This window comes from Streptomyces sp. NPDC001750, assembly GCF_042892615.1.
Classification (GTDB): Bacteria; Actinomycetota; Actinomycetes; order Streptomycetales; family Streptomycetaceae; genus Streptomyces.
This window is the reverse complement of record NZ_JBIAUE010000046.1, coordinates 21,419-37,748: the sequence shown is the minus strand read 5'-3', so window position 1 is coordinate 37,748 and position 16,330 is coordinate 21,419. Positions and strand designations below refer to the sequence as shown.

Sequence of the window (16,330 nt, the reverse complement as noted above, 5' to 3'; positions counted from 1 at the left end):
GGTGTGCCGGCCGGAAGCCCTCGTACTGGATGTACTTGGGATTTCGGCCGGTGCGGCGAGAGGGCGTGCCGGGCGTCGCGACGGGGCGAACGTTGTCTGATGCGGCACTAGTGGATGGACAGGCCGCTCGTCAGGGTCACGGTGGTCCACTTGTGTCGCACGTCGTGCGGACCGTGTTCAGGCGGACCGAGCCGCCTGACGGCCCGATCCCACGACTCGCGCGGGAGACCGGGACACGGCGAGCCGCCATGCGTACCGCGATGCTCGGCATCGCCCGACTTCACAGCCTCGCGCCCATGGGACGACTTCCGCCCGTGCGGGACCACCCGCAGAGAGGTCCGAACCGGACGGCGCTCCCCACCCCGCCGTCCCGGGGGCTCAGTCGAGACAGACTCGTTGCCCTCGACGTCCTGCAGGGGGCTCCGTCGCTCATTTCCCGGTCAGGATCCGCGTGTTGGCGGGCGGACGGCACCTGCGGGCCGCTGCCGTTTCGTGCGGTCGCGGATGGTGTGACCATGCCGATGTCCCCCCGGGTTGCCCGCCGTCGGGGTGCGCCGAAGCGGGTGAGTCCCGTCCGGTCACCGGACGACGGCGGTCAGGAGCGGCAGGTCGCCTTCATCTGGGCGGCGGCGTGGTGTGCCTTCTCCCAGCCCTTGGACCAGTCGTCACCCCGGGCCAGGAGCTTCACTCCGATCGTCGGGCCCTTCATGGCGAAGGTGCCCACGTTCACCCACTGGCCCCGGTGGTTCACCTGGTTGATCGTGAAGCTGTCGTACTTGGTCGTACGGTCGTTGGCGTTCACGAGCACGTGGTACGTGGTGGGATGCCCGCCCACGTACAGGACGTTGCCGCTGTTCGGGATGTACACGGAGATCTGACAGGTACGGGCCTCGGTGCCGGGGTTCCACCACCACTTGACACGGTTCTGCATGTCGGTGCTCGTGTCGCCGGACATCGGGACGGAGTCGTAGCTCCCGTTGCATCCGTCGCCCGTCCAGCCGCCGGAGGACCGGGCGTACCAGCCGTTGCTGCCGGCCCCGGCGGCGCGCAGCCCGCCCGCCGCCGACGTACAGGTTGCCGTGGCCCGAGACGTGGACCGCCGAGCCGGACGGCTCCTCGACGGCGCAGTCCTCCAGGCGGCCCCGGCCGTCCTTGGAGACCTCCACGCCGTGGCCGCCGCAGCGGGCGACGGTCGCCCGGCGCACCAGCGGGTTGGCTCCGGGGCGGATCACGATCCCGCTGCCCCCGGCGTCCAGCACCTCCAGCCGGTCGAGCTCGGCCGCCGAGTCCTCGTCCAGCAGCAGCCCGGTGCCCTCCGCGTCCCGGACGACGACGCCGGTCAGCACGGGGGAGGAGAAGCCGCAGACCCGGACCGCGGGCTCCTCGACGGCGGTGAACACGCAGTCCCTCACCGTGCCGCGACTGCGCTCGGCGACCAACAGCCCGTGCCCGGCGGTACGTTCACTGCGGCAGCCGCTCAGCGTGGGGGAACTGCCCGCACCCACCACGAAGCCGTGCCCGGTGGTGTCGCGCACGGTGACGTCCTCCAGAACGGTCCGGCCGGTGCTGTTCACGAACACCCCGACCACGCACTCGCGGACCGTGCCGCGCACCACCCTGACCGAGCTGTCCTCCTCGACGGCGACACCGGGCTTGTCCGCCGCCGATATCTCGCAGTCCTCGACCAGCACGTGCGCCTGGCCGTTGGCGAGGACGCCGTTGCCCCGGGCGTCGCGGAGCCGGCTCGCGCGCACCGAGATCCGCCCGCGCTCCCCGGCCACCACCGCGGAGGTCCCCAGGTGTTCGACGACGCAGTCCTCCAGCAGGCTCTCGGTGCCGGACGTGGCCACCACGCCCGCGCCCGCAGGATTGCTGATCCGGCACTGACGCAGCGCCAGCGACCCGCCGCCCCGCGCGAACAGCGCCGCCCAGGCCGATCCGTGCACGTCGCAGCGGTCCAGGGCGAGTTGGCCGCGCGGCACGTCCACGACCGGGAGTTCGTCGTCGTGCCCCCGCAGGACCAGGTCGCTCACCATCACCGCGTCCCCGGTGAGCGTCAGCGCCGGGCCGCGCCGGGGTGCCAGCTCCACCGTCCCCCGCCCCTCGGCGGCGCTCAGGGTGATGGAGACCGCCACGGTCACGCTCTCCTCGTACCGTCCCGGGGCGATGCTGACGACCGCTCCGGTGCGGGCCCGGGCGACGGCCTGTGCGACGGTGCGGCAGTCGCCCGTCCCGTCGGCTGCGACGGTGAGCACCTGGCGCGACACGTTCTTACCTCCCGGACCCCGGTGCCCGTGGGGCGTGACGGGTACGCGCGGCATGCTGGGGTGTGTGGAACTGATGTGCCCATCATGCCCGTTGGCGCAGGTGGCCCGCCACCAGTGGCCCGCCACCAGTGGCCCGCGCCGGCGAACCGCCCGGGGCGCACCGCGCGGCCGGGGGGTGGGGTCGCCCGGCCGCGCGGCTCGTGTCCGGCCCTCCGAGTGGCCGGACGTCTCTCGGAGCGTGTCGGGTGACCTCCGGCCGGAGATCACCCGACAGCCGCTCAGCGGAGAGCCTTGATCAGCTCCCCGTCGGTGGTGTCGCCGCTCAGCTCCCAGAAGAAGGTGCCGCCCAGACCCTGCTGGTCCTTGTAGTCCATCTTGCCGGCGATGGTGGCCGGGGTGTCGTAGCTCCACCAGTTGTTGCCGCAGCGCGCGTACGCCGTGCCGGCCACCGTGCCGGTCGCCGGGCAGCTGTTCTTGAGGACCTTGTAGTCCTCGATGCCCGCCTCGTACGTGCCGGGGGCGGCGCCGGTGGCGGTGCCGCCGGGCGCGTCCTGGGTGACGCCGGTCCAGCCGCGGCCGTAGAAGCCGACGCCGAGCAGCAGCTTGGACGCCGGGACACCCATCTCCTTCAGCTTGGCGATGGTGGCCTCGCTGTTGTACCCGTCCTGCGGGATGCCCTCGTAGGAGCTCAGCGGGGAGTGCGGGGCGGTCGGTCCCTGCGCGTCCCAGGCGCCGAAGTAGTCGTACGTCATCGGGTTGTACCAGTCGACGTGCTTCGAGGCGCCGCCGTAGTCGACCGCGTCGAGCTTGCCGCCGTCGGAGGCGTCGGCGGGGATCGCCGCGGTGACCAGGTTGTCCGCGCCGAACTTGGAGCGCAGCGCGGCCAGCAGGTTGCCGTACGCCTCGCGCCCGCTGGTGTCGCAGGTGAGACCGCAGGCGTTGGGGTACTCCCAGTCGATGTCGATGCCGTCGAAGACATCGGCCCAGCGCGGGTCCTCGACCAGGTTGTAGCAGGACTCGGCGAACGCGGCCGGGTTCTTCGCCGCCTCGCCGAAGCCGCCGGACCAGGTCCAGCCGCCGAACGACCAGATCACCTTGAGGTCCGGGTGCAGCTTCTTGAGCTTGCGCAGCTGGTTGAAGTTGCCGCGCAGGTCCTGGTCCCAGGTGTCGGCGACCCCGTCGACCGACTGGTCGGCGGTGTACGCCTTCTCGTAGTCGGCGTACGAGTCGCCGATCGCGCACTTGCCTCCGGTGACGTTGCCGAAGGCGTAGTTGATGTGGGTGAGCTTGTCGGCCGAGCCCGAGGTCTCGATGTTCTTGACGTGGTAATTGCGCTGGTAGACACCCCAGTTGGTGAAGTAGCCGACCACCTTGTCGCCGGCCGCCGTGGGGGAGGCGGCCGGCGCGGCGGGGGTCGCGTCGGCGGGGGCGGTGCCGACCACGCCCAGGAGGGCGGCGCCGAGGGCCGTGGTGCAGGCGGCCGCTGCGAAGGCCCGTGCGCGGGTGCGGGTGCGGTGCTGTCCGGACATCTTGTCTCCTCGTGGGGGAGGGAACGTGGTGGGGGGAGTCCGGCCCTTCCATGAACTTGGCATGAACGCGGAAATGCCGGTCCGGGTGAAACCGTAGATGGACTAGACCAGTTGGGTCAATGGTTCGGACCAATTCCGGTGATCGTTCCCGCTGTCTCCGAGTCGCCCGCCGACCCCGTGACGGATATCGTCCGATCGGGCATACTCAAGCCGCCACAGCCGCTGGCCAGCAGCTCTCGTAATCCGGGGGACCGGCATCGGTTGGGCGGCAGTGCTCTTTTGGGTGCTGCCCGAAAGCCCCCGGCGGTGCCGCCCACACCCCGCGCGCGCGACCGCCGCCACGCCCGACAGGGAGGAGAGCGCATCATGTCCGACCGTGCCCCGTTCTCGGTGGAACGCCGTCTGCCGACCGAGGAGGCCGGGCAACTGCTCGCCCTCGTCCGCGACATCGCCCAGCGGGAGATCGCGCCGCGGGCGGCCGAGGAGGAGGAAGCGGGCCGGTTCCCGCGCGAGGTCTTCACCCTCCTCTCCGAGTCCGGACTGCTCGGGCTGCCCTACGACTCCGGCCACGGTGGCGGCGACCAGCCCTACGAGGTCTACCTCCAGGTCCTGGAGGAGCTCGCGGCGGCCCGGCTCACCGTCGGCCTCGGCGTCAGCGTCCACTCCCTCGCCTGCCACGCGCTCGCCGGATACGGCACCGAGGAGCAGCGGGACGCGCACCTCCCGGCGATGCTGGGCGGGGGCCTGCTGGGGGCCTACTGCCTCTCCGAGCCCGCCTCCGGATCCGACGCCGCATCGCTGCGCACCAAGGCCGTGCGGGACGGCGACGACTGGGTCGTCACCGGCACCAAGGCGTGGATCACCCACGGCGGGATCGCGGACTTCTACACGGTCCTGGCGCGCACCGGCGGCGAGGGGGCCCGCGGCATCACCGCCTTCCTGGTGCCCGGCGACGCCGAGGGGCTGAACGCCGCCGCGCCGGAGAAGAAGATGGGCATGAAGGGCTCGCCCACCGCCCAGCTGAACTTCGACGGCGTACGGGTCCCCGACGCGCGCCGCATCGGCGACGAGGGCCAGGGCTTCGCGATCGCCCTGTCCGCGCTGGACTCCGGACGTCTGGGCATCGCCGCCTGCGCGATCGGTGTCGCCCAGGCGGCCCTGACCGAGGCCGTCTCCTACGCCACCGGGCGGCAGCAGTTCGGCCGCCCCATCGCGGACTTCCAGGGCCTGCGCTTCATGCTCGCCGACATGGCCACCCGCATCGAGGCGGGCCGGGCGCTGTACCTGGAGGCGGCCCGGCTGCGCGACGAGGGCAAGCCGTTCTCCCGCCAGGCGGCGATGGCCAAGCTGTTCTGCACGGACGCGGCGATGCAGGTCACCACCGACGCCGTCCAGGTCCTCGGCGGCTACGGCTACACCGCCGACTTCCCCGTGGAGCGGCTGATGCGCGAGGCCAAGGTGCTCCAGATCGTCGAGGGCACCAATCAGATCCAGCGGATGGTCATCGCCCGCCATCTCGCGGGTCCCGAGACCCGCTGAGCCGAAGCGGGCGGTCCGACCACACGGGCGTCGTCATGATCCGGTTCCACTCCTGGTCCCGGTGGCCCGGCAGGGTCCGCCCGTGCCGCTCCCAATGACGCAGCACGGCCCGGAAGATGGGCGGATCGGCGGCGTGCGGCGGCGTCCGGGACGCCGGCCGCGCACTGGGCTGCGGAACCGATTCTTCGGAAGCGGGGACGGCGAGACGGCGACGACCGGTACCGGCCGTTGTGTGCGGCGGGGTCATACCCGGCCAACGGTGCGGGGCGGGAGCGGGTCACCGTCCGAGCGATTCGAGAGCCCGTTCGCCCCTTCCCCGGCGTTTTCTCCAGGGGCTGTTCCCCGGGGCGGTCCCTCGGGCGGGTCGCCGCCGGACCGCGGCGTCGTGCGGTTTCCGGCCTTGGGCCGGACGCGCGCCCGCCGGGCGGACGGGCCCGGACGGTCACCGGGCCGTGCCGCGGGGCGCGGGGGCCGGCTCAGGCGGCCTCGCGCCGCATCCGTGGCGCCCGCATCGGGCGCGAGCCGGGACCGCCGGCGTGCGAGAACGGCTGCATCCTCCAGTCGAGCCCCTGAGGGAGCGTCAACAGCAGTCCGCCGTCCTGCTCCTGGAGATCGGGCGAGTCGTCCGCGGGCCGCGTCCGGGAGACCGAGCGGCCCGTTCCGGAGCAGACCTGCAGGACGAACGGGTTCCACGGAGTCGGGCACAGCGCGTGCTCCGGCAGCACGTCCTCATCGGCCAGCAGCGCGATCGGCTGCGCGCAGTCCGGGCAGATCACCCGGTACATCTCGAACATGTCGTACGGATCGGCGACCGCGTCGTCGTCCGGATCGACGGAGTCCGGTTCGAAGCGTTCGGTGAGCTTCAAGCTCTGCATGGGAATTTCCCCCCTCGGGTGGGCCCGGTCCGGCGCCGTGGCCTGGACCACAGCAAGCACTTCCCGTCGCGCGTCGGCCGTAACCGCGAGGTGGCGCGATACCCAGCCGTAACCCTGTGGCGTTCATCACATGCCGGGCGCAGGTGCCACTCCGGGGCCCTCGCCGCTGTTCCTGGAGACGCCCGGGCAATAGGTTGACCGCATGGAGGAGCTGGACCGACAGATCGTTGAGCTGCTCGTCAAGGACGGGCGGATGAGCTACACCGACCTGGGCAAGGCCACGGGCCTGTCCACATCGGCCGTTCATCAGCGCGTCCGCAGACTGGAGCAGCGCGGAGTGATCCGGGGCTACGCCGCGGTCGTCGACCCGGAGGCGGTGGGTCTGCCGCTCACCGCGTTCATCTCGGTGAAACCCTTCGACCCGAGCGCGCCGGACGACATCGCCGAGCGGCTCGCCGACGTCCCCGAACTGGAGGCGTGCCACAGCGTCGCGGGCGACGAGAACTACATCCTCAAGGTGCGGGTCGCGGCGCCCCTGGAGCTGGAGCACCTGCTCACCCGGATCCGTTCGCTGGCCGGCGTCTCCACTCGTACCACCGTCGTCCTGTCCACGCCGTACGAGGCCCGGCCCCCGAAGATCTGAGAGCCTGTCGGGTGATCCTCGACCGGAAGGCGGGCGCGGCAGGGCACGTGCGGTTCCAAGGCGGCGGGACGTCCTCGTAGGGGAGCCCCGCGGGCATTTCGGCAACGCCGGAAGCGTGCGTGCCCGGGGCGTGGCAGCCGGTCGGAGGTCGCCCGACAGGCTCCGAGGGGGGCGCGGACGGGGCGGCCGCGGACAGGCGCGAGACTGGTCCCATGACCGAGAGCACCGCCCACCAGAGCGAACACCGCACCGTGCTGCTGCGCGGTGGAGACGTCCACAGCCCCGCCGACCCCTTCGCCACCGCCATGGTCGTCGAACGCGGCCATGTCGCCTGGGTGGGTTCGGAAGGGGCCGCAGACGCCTTCGCGAGCGGCGTCGACGAGGTGATCGACCTCGACGGCGCCCTGGTCACCCCCGCGTTCACCGACGCCCATGTGCACACCACGGCGACCGGTCTGGCGCTCACCGGACTCGACCTCTCCGCCGCCCGGACCCTCGACGAGGCACTCGGCCTGCTGCGCGCGTACGTGGCCGCGCACCCCGCCGACCGGGTCGTCCTCGGTCACGGCTGGGACGCCACGCGCTGGCCGGAGCAGCGCCCCCCGTCGCGCGCCGAACTCGACGCCGCCGCGGGCGGGCGGGCGGTCTACCTGCCCCGCGTCGACGTGCACTCCGCGGTCGTCACCACCGCCCTGCTGGACCTGGTCCCCGGTGTCACCGGGCTGACCGGCTACCACCCCGACGCCCCGCTCACCGACGCCGCCCACCACGCGGTGCGCGCCGCGGCCCACGGAGCCGTCTCCCCGCGCCAGCGCGCCGACGCCCAGCGGGCCGCCCTGCGCCGCGCCGCCTCCCTGGGCATCGGCACCGTCCACGAGTGCGGCGGCCCCGACATCTCCGACGAGGAGGACTTCACCGGACTGCTGAGGCTCGCGGCCGAGGAGAGCGGCCCGCGGGTCTTCGGCTACTGGGCCGAGGAGGTCGCCGACGAGAAGGACGCCCGCCGCGTGAGGGAACTCGGCGCGGTCGGCGCGGCGGGGGACCTGTTCGCCGACGGCTCGCTCGGCTCGCACACCGCCTGCCTGCACGAGCCGTACGCCGACGGCCCGTCCGGGCACACGGGCACCGCCCATCTCGACGCGGCACGGATCGCCGCCCACGTCATGGCCTGCACCGAGGCCGGACTCCAGGCCGGTTTCCACGCCATCGGCGACGCGGCGGTCTGCACCGTGGTGGAGGGCGTCCGGGCCGCCTCCGAGAAGCTCGGCCTCGCCCGGATCCGGGCCGCCCGGCACCGCGTCGAGCACGCCGAGATGCTCACCCCCGAGACCGTCGCCGCCTTCGCGGAACTGGGCCTGACCGCCTCGGTGCAGCCCGCCTTCGACGCCGCGTGGGGCGGGGAGGACGGCATGTACGCGCGGCGGCTGGGCGCCGAGCGGGCCAGGACCCTCAACCCGTACGCGGCGCTCCTGCGGGCCGGTGTGCCGCTGGCGTTCGGCTCGGACAGCCCGGTGACCCCGCTGGACCCCTGGGGGACCGTACGGGCCGCCGCCTTCCACCGCACGCCCGAGCACCGGATCTCCGTGCGCGCGGGCTTCACCGCCCACACCCGGGGCGGCTGGCGGGCCGTCGGCCGCGACGACGCGGGCACGCTCGTGCCCGGCGCCCCGGCCGACTACGCGGTCTGGCGCACCGGCGGCCTCGTGGTCCAGGCGCCGGACGACCGGGTCGCCCGCTGGTCGACCGACCCCAGGTCGGGCACCCCCGGACTGCCGGATCTCACCCCGGGCGCCGAACTCCCGGTCTGCCTGCGGACGGTGGTCTTCGGACAAACGGTCTACGTACGGCCGAACGAGTGACGTGCGGACATTTCGCACGTCGATCGAGGGTTCCGACGTTCCGCCACGACCTGCGGATCTTCGCCACTGACCAGGCAGGTTCCATGAACGTCGCAGGTCAGATGGGTATTGACAGAACGCGCCCACCGGCCGGTAGGTTCGGCCGGGTCCACCACAGGACGCCCGACCGGTCGAACCTCCACGCAGTCGTCGAACGCCGCTGGGTCACGGGGTGGTGTGCCGTACCGGCGCCCCACCACTGACAGCCAGGTTCAGCGCCCGCGCCTCGGTGGCGAGGGAAGGCATCGCCGGACGGGGGTGCGACCCGGGTGGGGCCCGGACGTTCAGTAGACAACGGCTCTCGGTCGACCCGCAGCCAGCGGGTCCCAGGCCGGCCCGAAGGGCGCCGGGCCCCCATCCGTAGTCTCCTCGCACGGGTCGCGCCCATCTCCTGGTCCCGTCCGTGCTTTTCTGTCCGCACTTCCCCGCTTCTGTCCCCCGCGGGTGCCCGACCGTGTCGGCGTACGGCCCCCGGACGCTGGATATGGTGTGCATCTGCGTACGGACTGAAGGGGCAGTAAGTGAACGACGGCGGTCAGAGGCGATACGGCCCGCTCGGCAGAACCTTGGTGATCATTCCGACCTACAACGAGGCCGAGAACATCAAGCCGATCGTCAGCCGGGTGCGCGCCGCCGTGCCGGAGGCAGACATCCTGGTCGCCGACGACAACAGCCCCGACGGCACCGGCAAGGTCGCCGACGAGATCGCCGCCGAGGACGAGCAGGTCCGGGTGCTGCACCGCGAGGGCAAGGAAGGACTGGGCGCCGCCTACCTCGCGGGCTTCCGCTGGGGCATGGAGCGCGGCTACGGCGTGCTCGTGGAGATGGACGCCGACGGTTCCCACCAGCCCGAGGAACTGCCCCGGCTGCTCACCGCGCTCAAGGGCGCCGACCTGGTGCTCGGCTCCCGCTGGGTGCCGGGCGGCCGTGTGGTCAACTGGCCGAAGTCCCGCGAGATGATCTCGCGCGGCGGCAGCACCTACTCCCGGATCCTCCTCGGACTGCGGACCAGGGACGTCACGGGCGGCTACCGGGCCTTCCGCGCCGAGACCCTGAAGGGCATCGGCCTGGACCGGGTCGCCTCCCAGGGCTACTGCTTCCAGGTCGACCTGGCCCGTCGCGCCGTCGAGGCCGGATACCACGTCGTCGAGGTCCCGATCACGTTCGTGGACCGGGAGATCGGCGACTCGAAGATGAGCCGCGACATCCTCGTCGAGGCGCTGTGGCGGGTCACCTCCTGGGGGGTCGCCACCCGCACGAACCGGGCCCTCGGCCGCAAGGCCGTCTGAGCCGCGGCGGGCGGCCGGATGCGGCCCGCCCCACCCCCCTACGCCGTTCGGGCGCGCCTACGGGCACACTGGGGACCATGACGACCGGTACAGGCACACCGCCCCCGACCGCACCGAGGCGTTCACGCGCCCGCACCTTCGTCCCGCTCGCCGTCGCCGCCTGGGCGGTGCTGGAGATCTGGCTGCTCACCGTCGTGGCCGACGCGGCCGGCGGGTTCACCGTGCTGCTGCTCCTGGTGGCGGGGATCGTCCTCGGGGCGGCGGTGGTGAAGCGGGCCGGACGCCGGGCCTTCCGCAATCTCACCGAGACCCTCCAGCGGATGCCGGGGCAGCCCGGCGCCGACGCCGCCGGGCGGACGGCCCCCGCGGGCGGCGGGGGCAACGGCTTCCTGATGCTCGGCGGACTGCTGCTGATGGTCCCGGGGCCGGTCTCCGACGTGGCGGGGCTCCTGCTGCTGGTGCCGCGGGTCCGCTCGATGCTCGGGCGATACGCCGAGCGCTCGCTGGAACGCCGGATGCGCACCGCATCCCCCGGCAGCATCTCCGACGCCTTTCAGCAGGCCCGCATTCACCGGCCGGACGGAAAGATCGTGCAGGGTGAGGTCGTCCGCCAGGACGACGCGCCGCGGCCGGGCTCCCGCACCGACGACGGCCCCCGGCCGCCGCTGACCCCCTGATCCCGCACGGGCTGGCGCCGGTTCCTGAGGCCGGACCGTTCACGGACGGCCGTGCGCGGCCGTGCCCGTGTCCGGACGCGACAGAGCCGCGGGGGGGGGGGGGGGGCCCCCCCGGGGCGCCCCCCCCCCCCCGGGGGGGGGGGGGGGGGCCGCCGGGGGGGGGGGGCGGCGGGGGCGCCCCCCCCCCCGGGGGGGGGGGGCGGGCGGGCGCGGGGGCCGCCCCCCCCCCGCCGCGGGGCGGGGGCCCCCCCCCGGGGGCGCCCCCCCCCCCGCGGCTCTGTCGTACTGCGGTGCCCTGCGGTCAGGCGGACTTCCGGCTGTCCCGCGGGTGCACGGCGATGTTCATGGCTCCGGAGCGCAGAACCGCCAGCCTCTCGGCCAGCACCTCTTCCAGCTCCTCGCGCGTGCGCCGCTCCATAAGCATGTCCCAGTGCGTGCGCGCGGGCTTGCCCTTCTTCTCCTCGGGGCCATCCCCGTCCACCAGGAGCGCCATGGCGCCGCACGCCTTGCACTCCCACTCCGGCGGAATCTCCGCCTCTACCGAGAAGGGCATCTCGAATCGATGTCCGTTCTGGCATGCGTACTCCACCGCCTGGCGCGGGGCCAGATCGATGCCGCGGTCCGTCTCGTAGCTGGTAACCACGAGTCGCGTGCCGCGGAGAGCTCGCTCACTCATGAATCGTGCCTCCCGGGCTTGTCGCCCACAGGACAGGTGTCGCTGTCGTCGTCATCCGGTCAACGTCCGGTCGGCGGTAAAGATTCCCGTTGCCGGTCATGCGTCGCCCGTCGTGCCGCTGCTTCTTCAGGGTTGGGGTACCCGCCAATGCCCGGTTTGTCACATCTGGCGGAAGTTGTCACCCAACGGTTTTGCTTCTTCCACTCGCAGTAACGGTCCTCCGGGCGGGCCAAAGGCGTACACTACCGGCCTTTCACTTCAACGTCTAAATCCGTTCCGGGACAGGGTTCCCCGCGGCCGCCACGGCCCGGCGAATCGGCACCCTCGCGAGCAGTACGGAACCGATCACGAAAAAGATCACCAGTGACATGATCGCATCTCGATAGCTTCCGGTCAGCTGATATGCAAGACCGAACACCAGCGGCCCCAGCCAGCTCAGTCCGCGGTCGCTCATCTCGTATGCGGAGAAGTACTCGGCCTCCTTGCCCTCCGGCACCAGATGCGAGAACAGGGAGCGCGACAGCGCCTGGCTGCCGCCGAGCACCATGCCGATCGCCGAGGCCAGCACGTAGAAGAAGAGCGGCGCGTCCGCGGGCAGGACGTAGCCGGCGAGCAGGATCAGGGTCCAGACGACGAGCGAGCCGAGGATCGTGCGCTTCGCGCCGTAACGCCGTGCCAGCCGGCCCATCCCCAGTGCCCCCGCCACCGCGAGCACCTGAACCAGCAGCACGGCCGTGATCAGCGTCGTCTGGTCGAGCCCCAGCTCCTCGGATCCGTACACCGACGCCTGGGAGATCACCGTCTGCACGCCGTCGTTGTAGACCAGGTACGCCAGCAGGAAGGAGAGCGTCAGCGGATGGCGGCGCATGTCGCGCAGCGTCGCGACCAGCTGCCGCCACCCCGGGGCTGCCGCCCCCGCGCCCGGTCCGGCGCCGCTCCGGGGCGTCCGGCGGTCGCGCAGCCGCCGCAGCGGGACCAGGGTGAAGACGCCCCACCAGACGCCGGCCGACGCGAGGCAGATCCGTACCGCGTCCCCCTCGGAGAGCCCGAACGAGTCGTGGGCCGTGTACAGCACCAGGTCGAGGACCAGGACGAACGCCCCCGAGGTGTAGCCGAACGCCCAGCCGCGCGAAGAGACCGCGTCCCGTTCGTCCGGTTCGGAGATCTGCGGCAGATAGGCGTTGTAGAGGACCATCGACACCGAGAACGCCGCGTTCGCCACGATGAGCAGGAACGCGCCCAGCAGATAGCGGTGGCCCTCCAGGAAGAACATGCCGGTCGTGGCGGCGGCCCCCACGTAGGCGGCGGCCGCGAGCAGCGGCTTCTTGCGGCCCGTGCGGTCCGCCGCGGCGCCCGCGACCGGCATCGCGATCACCGCGACCACGACGGACACCGAGACCGCGTAGGCGAAGAGCGATCCGGCGCGCACCGGTATGCCGAGCGGGTGCACGAAACCGTCGGCGTCGGCCGCCGCCTTCGCCACCGACGTCAGGTACGGGCCGAGGAACACCGTCAGGACGCTCGTCGAATAGACGGAACAGGCGAAGTCGTAGAAATACCAGCCGCGTTGTTCGCGTATGCGGTCCGCGGCGTCGTCGCGCCCCGACGCGCCTTCCACCGGCCCGGTGGTGTCCGTGGCTTCGGCGCTCAAGCCGTTCCCCCTCGTCTCTCCCCGTGAGCCGCGCGCACGAGCGGCGTCAGGCCCAGGCCCCGCGGTCGCTCAGCACCGTGCGCAGCGTCTCGATGTGATCGGTCATGATGCCATCCACGCCGAGATCGAGGAGTGCGGCCATCCGCTCGGGCTCGTTCACCGTCCACACGTGCACCTGGAGCCCGCGGGCGTGGGCCTCGCGCACGAAGCGCCGGTCGACGACCCTGATCCCGTTCTGGCTCTCCGGCACCTGCGCGCACACCGCGCCGGAACGCAGCGCCGCCGGTATGCCGAGGGAGCGCAGTCGCAGACCCAGCACCCCGCGCACGCCGTAGGACGTGGCCAGCCGGGGACCCGCGAGACGGTGGGCCCGGGCCACCCGCGCCTCGGAGAACGAACCCACGCACACCCGGTCCCAGGAGTTCGTCCGGCGGATCAGCTCGACCAGCGGGACCAGCGCGGATTCGGCCTTGATGTCGACGTTCCAGCGCGCCTGCGGAAACGTCTCCAGAAGCTCCTCGAACAGCGGCAGCGGCTCACGCCCGGCCACCCTGGCCCGCCGCACCTCGCTCCACGGCAGCCCGGCTATCCGGCCCCGGCCGTCCGTGACCCGGTCCAGGGTCGTGTCGTGGAAGGCCACCAGCCGGCCGTCCGCCGTGGTGTGCACATCGGTCTCGAAGTAGCGGTACCCGGCGTCGGCGGCGCGGCGGAACGCGGCCGTGGTGTTCTCGATCCCGTCGGCGGCGCCGCCCCGGTGGGCGAAGGGGATCGTCGTGGGGTGGTCCAGGTAGGGATGGCGTACGGAGGTCACCGCGGCAGTATGGCCCGTCGGGGTGTCCGGCCGGCGACACGGGTGCCGCGGGCGGGCGACCCGGACGCGACGGACCGGCCGCGGGCGGGCACCGACGCCTCCCCGGGCACCGATGTCTTCCCGCCCCTCGGTCCGTCCCCGACCGTCCTTTCGTCCTTGCCCGCCGGCCCGTCGGCACCGGCCGCGGGCCCGCTCCCGGACGAGCCCTCGTCGGTCGGCTCCCCGCCGACCGCGAAGAGGCGGAGGAAGAACTGGGCGAGCGGGCCGATGGCGAGGGCGTAGACGACGGTGCCGACACCGAGGGAGCCGCCCAGCGCGAAACCGGTCACCACCACCGCTACCTCGATCAGGGTGCGGACGAGCCGGATCGAGCGGCCGGTGCACCGGTGCAGACCGGTCATGAGCCCGTCGCGCGGACCCGGGCCGAACCGCGCCGCTATGTACAGGCCGGTCGCGACCCCGTTGAGCACCACCCCCGCGGCCATCAGTGCGATCCGGGTCGTGACGCCGTGCACGGCGGGCACGAGCGCGAGCGTGCCGTCCATGGCGATGCCGACGACGAAGACGTTGGAGACGGTGCCGAGACCGGGGCGCTGCCTGATCGGTATCCACAGCAGCAGCACGACGGCGCCGACGACGATCGACACGACTCCGATGGAGAGCCCGCTGCGCTCCGAGAGCCCCTGGTGCAGCACCCCCCACGGTTCGAGACCGAGACCGGCGCGGACCAGGAGCGCCGAACTCGCCCCGTACAGCGCGAGACCGACGTAGAGCTGGACCATCCTTCGGGCGAGGCGCCCCCCGCGAGGGACGGAGGTGACGGACAAGGGTGCCCCCTGGAGTGGTGGAAGTGGATTGCCGCATGTCACTCTGTGGCAGGGGTTCGGCCACCAACTATGGCCAATCCGAGGAAGGTGGACTGACTTTCATGGCGCAATGGACTTCGGCGGTCGGTGCGGCGCAGCTCGCCCGGCAGCTCCAGGCCCAGCACACCCGGCCCGCCGGGCCGGGCGCGCGCAAGCCGCCCGCCTACCGCGCGCTGGCCGACGGGGTGCGTCTGCTCGTGCTGGAGGGCCGGGTGCCGGTGGCCGCCCGGCTCCCCGCCGAACGCGAACTGGCGCTCGCGCTGTCCGTCAGCCGGACCACTGTCGCCGCCGCGTACGAGGCGCTGCGCACCGAGGGATTCCTGGAATCCCGTCGCGGGGCCGGCAGCTGGACCGCCGTGCCGGCCGGCAACCCGCTGCCCGCCCGCGGCCTGGAACCGCTGCCCCCGGAATCGCTCGGCTCGATGATCGACCTGGGCTGCGCCTCGCTGCCCGCCCCCGAGCCGTGGCTGACCCGCGCGGTCCAGGGCGCCCTGGAGGAGCTGCCGCCGTACGCCCACACCCACGGCGACTACCCGGCGGGCCTGCCCGCGCTGCGGCAGATGATCGCCGACCGCTACACCGGTCTCGGCATCCCGACCATGCCCGAGCAGATCATGGTCACCACCGGGGCGATGGGCGCGATCGACGCCATCTGCCACCTCTTCGCGGGGCGCGGGGAACGGATCGCGGTGGAGTCCCCGAGCTACGCCAACATCCTGCAACTGATGCGGGAGGCGGGCGCCCGGCTGGTACCGGTGGCGATGGAGGAGGGGCTCCGCGGCTGGGACATGAACCGCTGGCGGCAGGTGCTGCGCGAGGCGGCGCCGCGCCTCGCCTACGTCGTCGCCGACTTCCACAATCCCACCGGCGCGCTGGCCGACGAGGACCGGCGCCGCGCCCTGGTGGACGCGGCCCGTTCCGCCGGCACGGTCCTGGTCGTCGACGAGACCATGAACGAGCTGTACCTCGACCCGGGCGTACGGATGCCGCGCCGGGTGTGCGCCTTCGATCCGGCGGGCTCCACCGTGCTCACCGTCGGATCGGCGAGCAAGGCGTTCTGGGCCGGCATGCGGATCGGCTGGGTGCGCGCCGCGCCGGACGTGATCCGCAGCCTGGTGGCCGCCCGTGCCTACGCTGACATGGGCACCCCCGTCCTGGAGCAGCTGGCCGTCAACTGGCTGATGCGCACGGGCGGCTGGGAGCAGGCGGTGGGGCTGCGGCGCGAACAGGCACGGGAGAACCGGGACTCGCTGGTCGCCGCGGTCCGCCGGGAGCTGCCCGACTGGGAGTTCTCGGTGCCGGGCGGCGGGCTGACCCTGTGGGTGCGCACCGGAGGGCTCTCCGGCTCCCGGCTGGCGGTGGCCGGGGAAAGGGTCGGGGTGCGCGTGCCGTCCGGGCCCCGGTTCGGGGTCGACGGCGCCTTCGAGGGGTATGTGCGGCTGCCGTTCACGGTGTCGGGTCCGGTCGCGGACGAGGCGGCGGCGCGGCTGGCGGCGGCGGCGCGTCTGGTGGACTCGGGGGCGGCCGGGGAGACCGAGACGCCGCGGACGTTCGTGGCCTGAGGGCCGGGGCGGCCACGGGCGCCCGTCGTGCGCGGCGCCCCGGTGCC

At 72.9% G+C, this 16,330-nt stretch carries 13 protein-coding genes; 6 read left to right on the top strand and 7 right to left on the bottom strand.

Annotated elements, in window-relative coordinates; genetic code table 11:
- Positions 1–665: 665 nt before the first annotated feature.
- Positions 666–2,267: a right-handed parallel beta-helix repeat-containing protein gene (locus ACFYY6_RS36015; protein WP_389197418.1), complete on the bottom strand. Its 1,602-nt coding sequence runs from the start codon at positions 2,265–2,267 to the stop codon at positions 666–668.
- A 278-nt stretch (positions 2,268–2,545) separates the two neighbouring features.
- Positions 2,546–3,796 carry a glycoside hydrolase family 18 protein gene (locus ACFYY6_RS36010; protein ID WP_386609485.1) on the bottom strand — a complete coding sequence of 417 codons (1,251 nt, stop codon included), beginning with the start codon at positions 3,794–3,796 and terminating at the stop codon, positions 2,546–2,548.
- A 366-nt stretch (positions 3,797–4,162) separates the two neighbouring features.
- Here ACFYY6_RS36010 and ACFYY6_RS36005 point away from each other — a divergent pair, with 366 nt between their 5' ends.
- A complete protein-coding gene (locus ACFYY6_RS36005; protein ID WP_351525574.1) occupies positions 4,163–5,335 on the top strand; it encodes an acyl-CoA dehydrogenase family protein in 1,173 nt (390 codons plus the stop codon).
- Positions 5,336–5,811: 476 nt separating this feature from the next.
- Here the strand turns inward: ACFYY6_RS36005 and ACFYY6_RS36000 are convergent, their stop codons facing one another.
- A complete protein-coding gene (locus ACFYY6_RS36000; protein ID WP_351525575.1) occupies positions 5,812–6,210 on the bottom strand; it encodes a hypothetical protein in 399 nt (132 codons plus the stop codon).
- Between the two features lie 202 nt (positions 6,211–6,412).
- Between ACFYY6_RS36000 and ACFYY6_RS35995 the strand changes: the two genes are divergently transcribed.
- The 4 genes from ACFYY6_RS35995 (at position 6,413) to fxsA (ending at position 10,717) form a co-directional block, all read left to right on the top strand.
- Positions 6,413–6,853, top strand: a complete 441-nt coding sequence (locus tag ACFYY6_RS35995; RefSeq protein ID WP_073790285.1) for an Lrp/AsnC family transcriptional regulator — start codon at positions 6,413–6,415, stop codon at positions 6,851–6,853.
- Between the two features lie 212 nt (positions 6,854–7,065).
- The gene (locus tag ACFYY6_RS35990; protein WP_389197416.1) at positions 7,066–8,712 is read left to right on the top strand and encodes an amidohydrolase; all 1,647 of its coding nucleotides are present in this window, start codon (positions 7,066–7,068) and stop codon (positions 8,710–8,712) included.
- Positions 8,713–9,272: 560 nt separating this feature from the next.
- The gene (locus tag ACFYY6_RS35985) at positions 9,273–10,040 is read left to right on the top strand and encodes a polyprenol monophosphomannose synthase (RefSeq protein ID WP_073790281.1); all 768 of its coding nucleotides are present in this window, start codon (positions 9,273–9,275) and stop codon (positions 10,038–10,040) included.
- Between the two features lie 77 nt (positions 10,041–10,117).
- Positions 10,118–10,717, top strand: coding sequence for an FxsA family membrane protein (gene fxsA / locus ACFYY6_RS35980; protein ID WP_386609486.1), 600 nt, complete (start codon positions 10,118–10,120; stop codon positions 10,715–10,717).
- 301 nt (positions 10,718–11,018) lie between these two features.
- On the opposite strand, the gene ACFYY6_RS35975 is transcribed toward fxsA, so the two are convergent.
- The 4 genes from ACFYY6_RS35975 to ACFYY6_RS35960 form a co-directional block, all read right to left on the bottom strand.
- The gene (locus ACFYY6_RS35975) at positions 11,019–11,393 is read right to left on the bottom strand and encodes an RNA polymerase-binding protein RbpA (RefSeq protein WP_007262928.1); all 375 of its coding nucleotides are present in this window, start codon (positions 11,391–11,393) and stop codon (positions 11,019–11,021) included.
- Between the two features lie 265 nt (positions 11,394–11,658).
- The gene (locus tag ACFYY6_RS35970) at positions 11,659–13,044 is read right to left on the bottom strand and encodes an MFS transporter (RefSeq protein WP_386609487.1); all 1,386 of its coding nucleotides are present in this window, start codon (positions 13,042–13,044) and stop codon (positions 11,659–11,661) included.
- 46 nt (positions 13,045–13,090) lie between these two features.
- Positions 13,091–13,855, bottom strand: a complete 765-nt coding sequence (locus ACFYY6_RS35965) for a glycerophosphodiester phosphodiesterase (protein ID WP_351522265.1) — start codon at positions 13,853–13,855, stop codon at positions 13,091–13,093.
- Positions 13,852–14,637, bottom strand: coding sequence for a YitT family protein (locus ACFYY6_RS35960; protein ID WP_389197413.1), 786 nt, complete (start codon positions 14,635–14,637; stop codon positions 13,852–13,854). The genes ACFYY6_RS35965 and ACFYY6_RS35960 overlap by 4 nt, the downstream gene beginning before the upstream one ends.
- Before the next feature lie 146 nt (positions 14,638–14,783).
- Between ACFYY6_RS35960 and ACFYY6_RS35955 the strand changes: the two genes are divergently transcribed.
- Entirely contained in the window at positions 14,784–16,283 is a 1,500-nt protein-coding gene (locus ACFYY6_RS35955) for a PLP-dependent aminotransferase family protein (RefSeq protein ID WP_351522261.1), read from the top strand.
- The last annotated feature ends 47 nt before the right edge of the window (positions 16,284–16,330 follow it).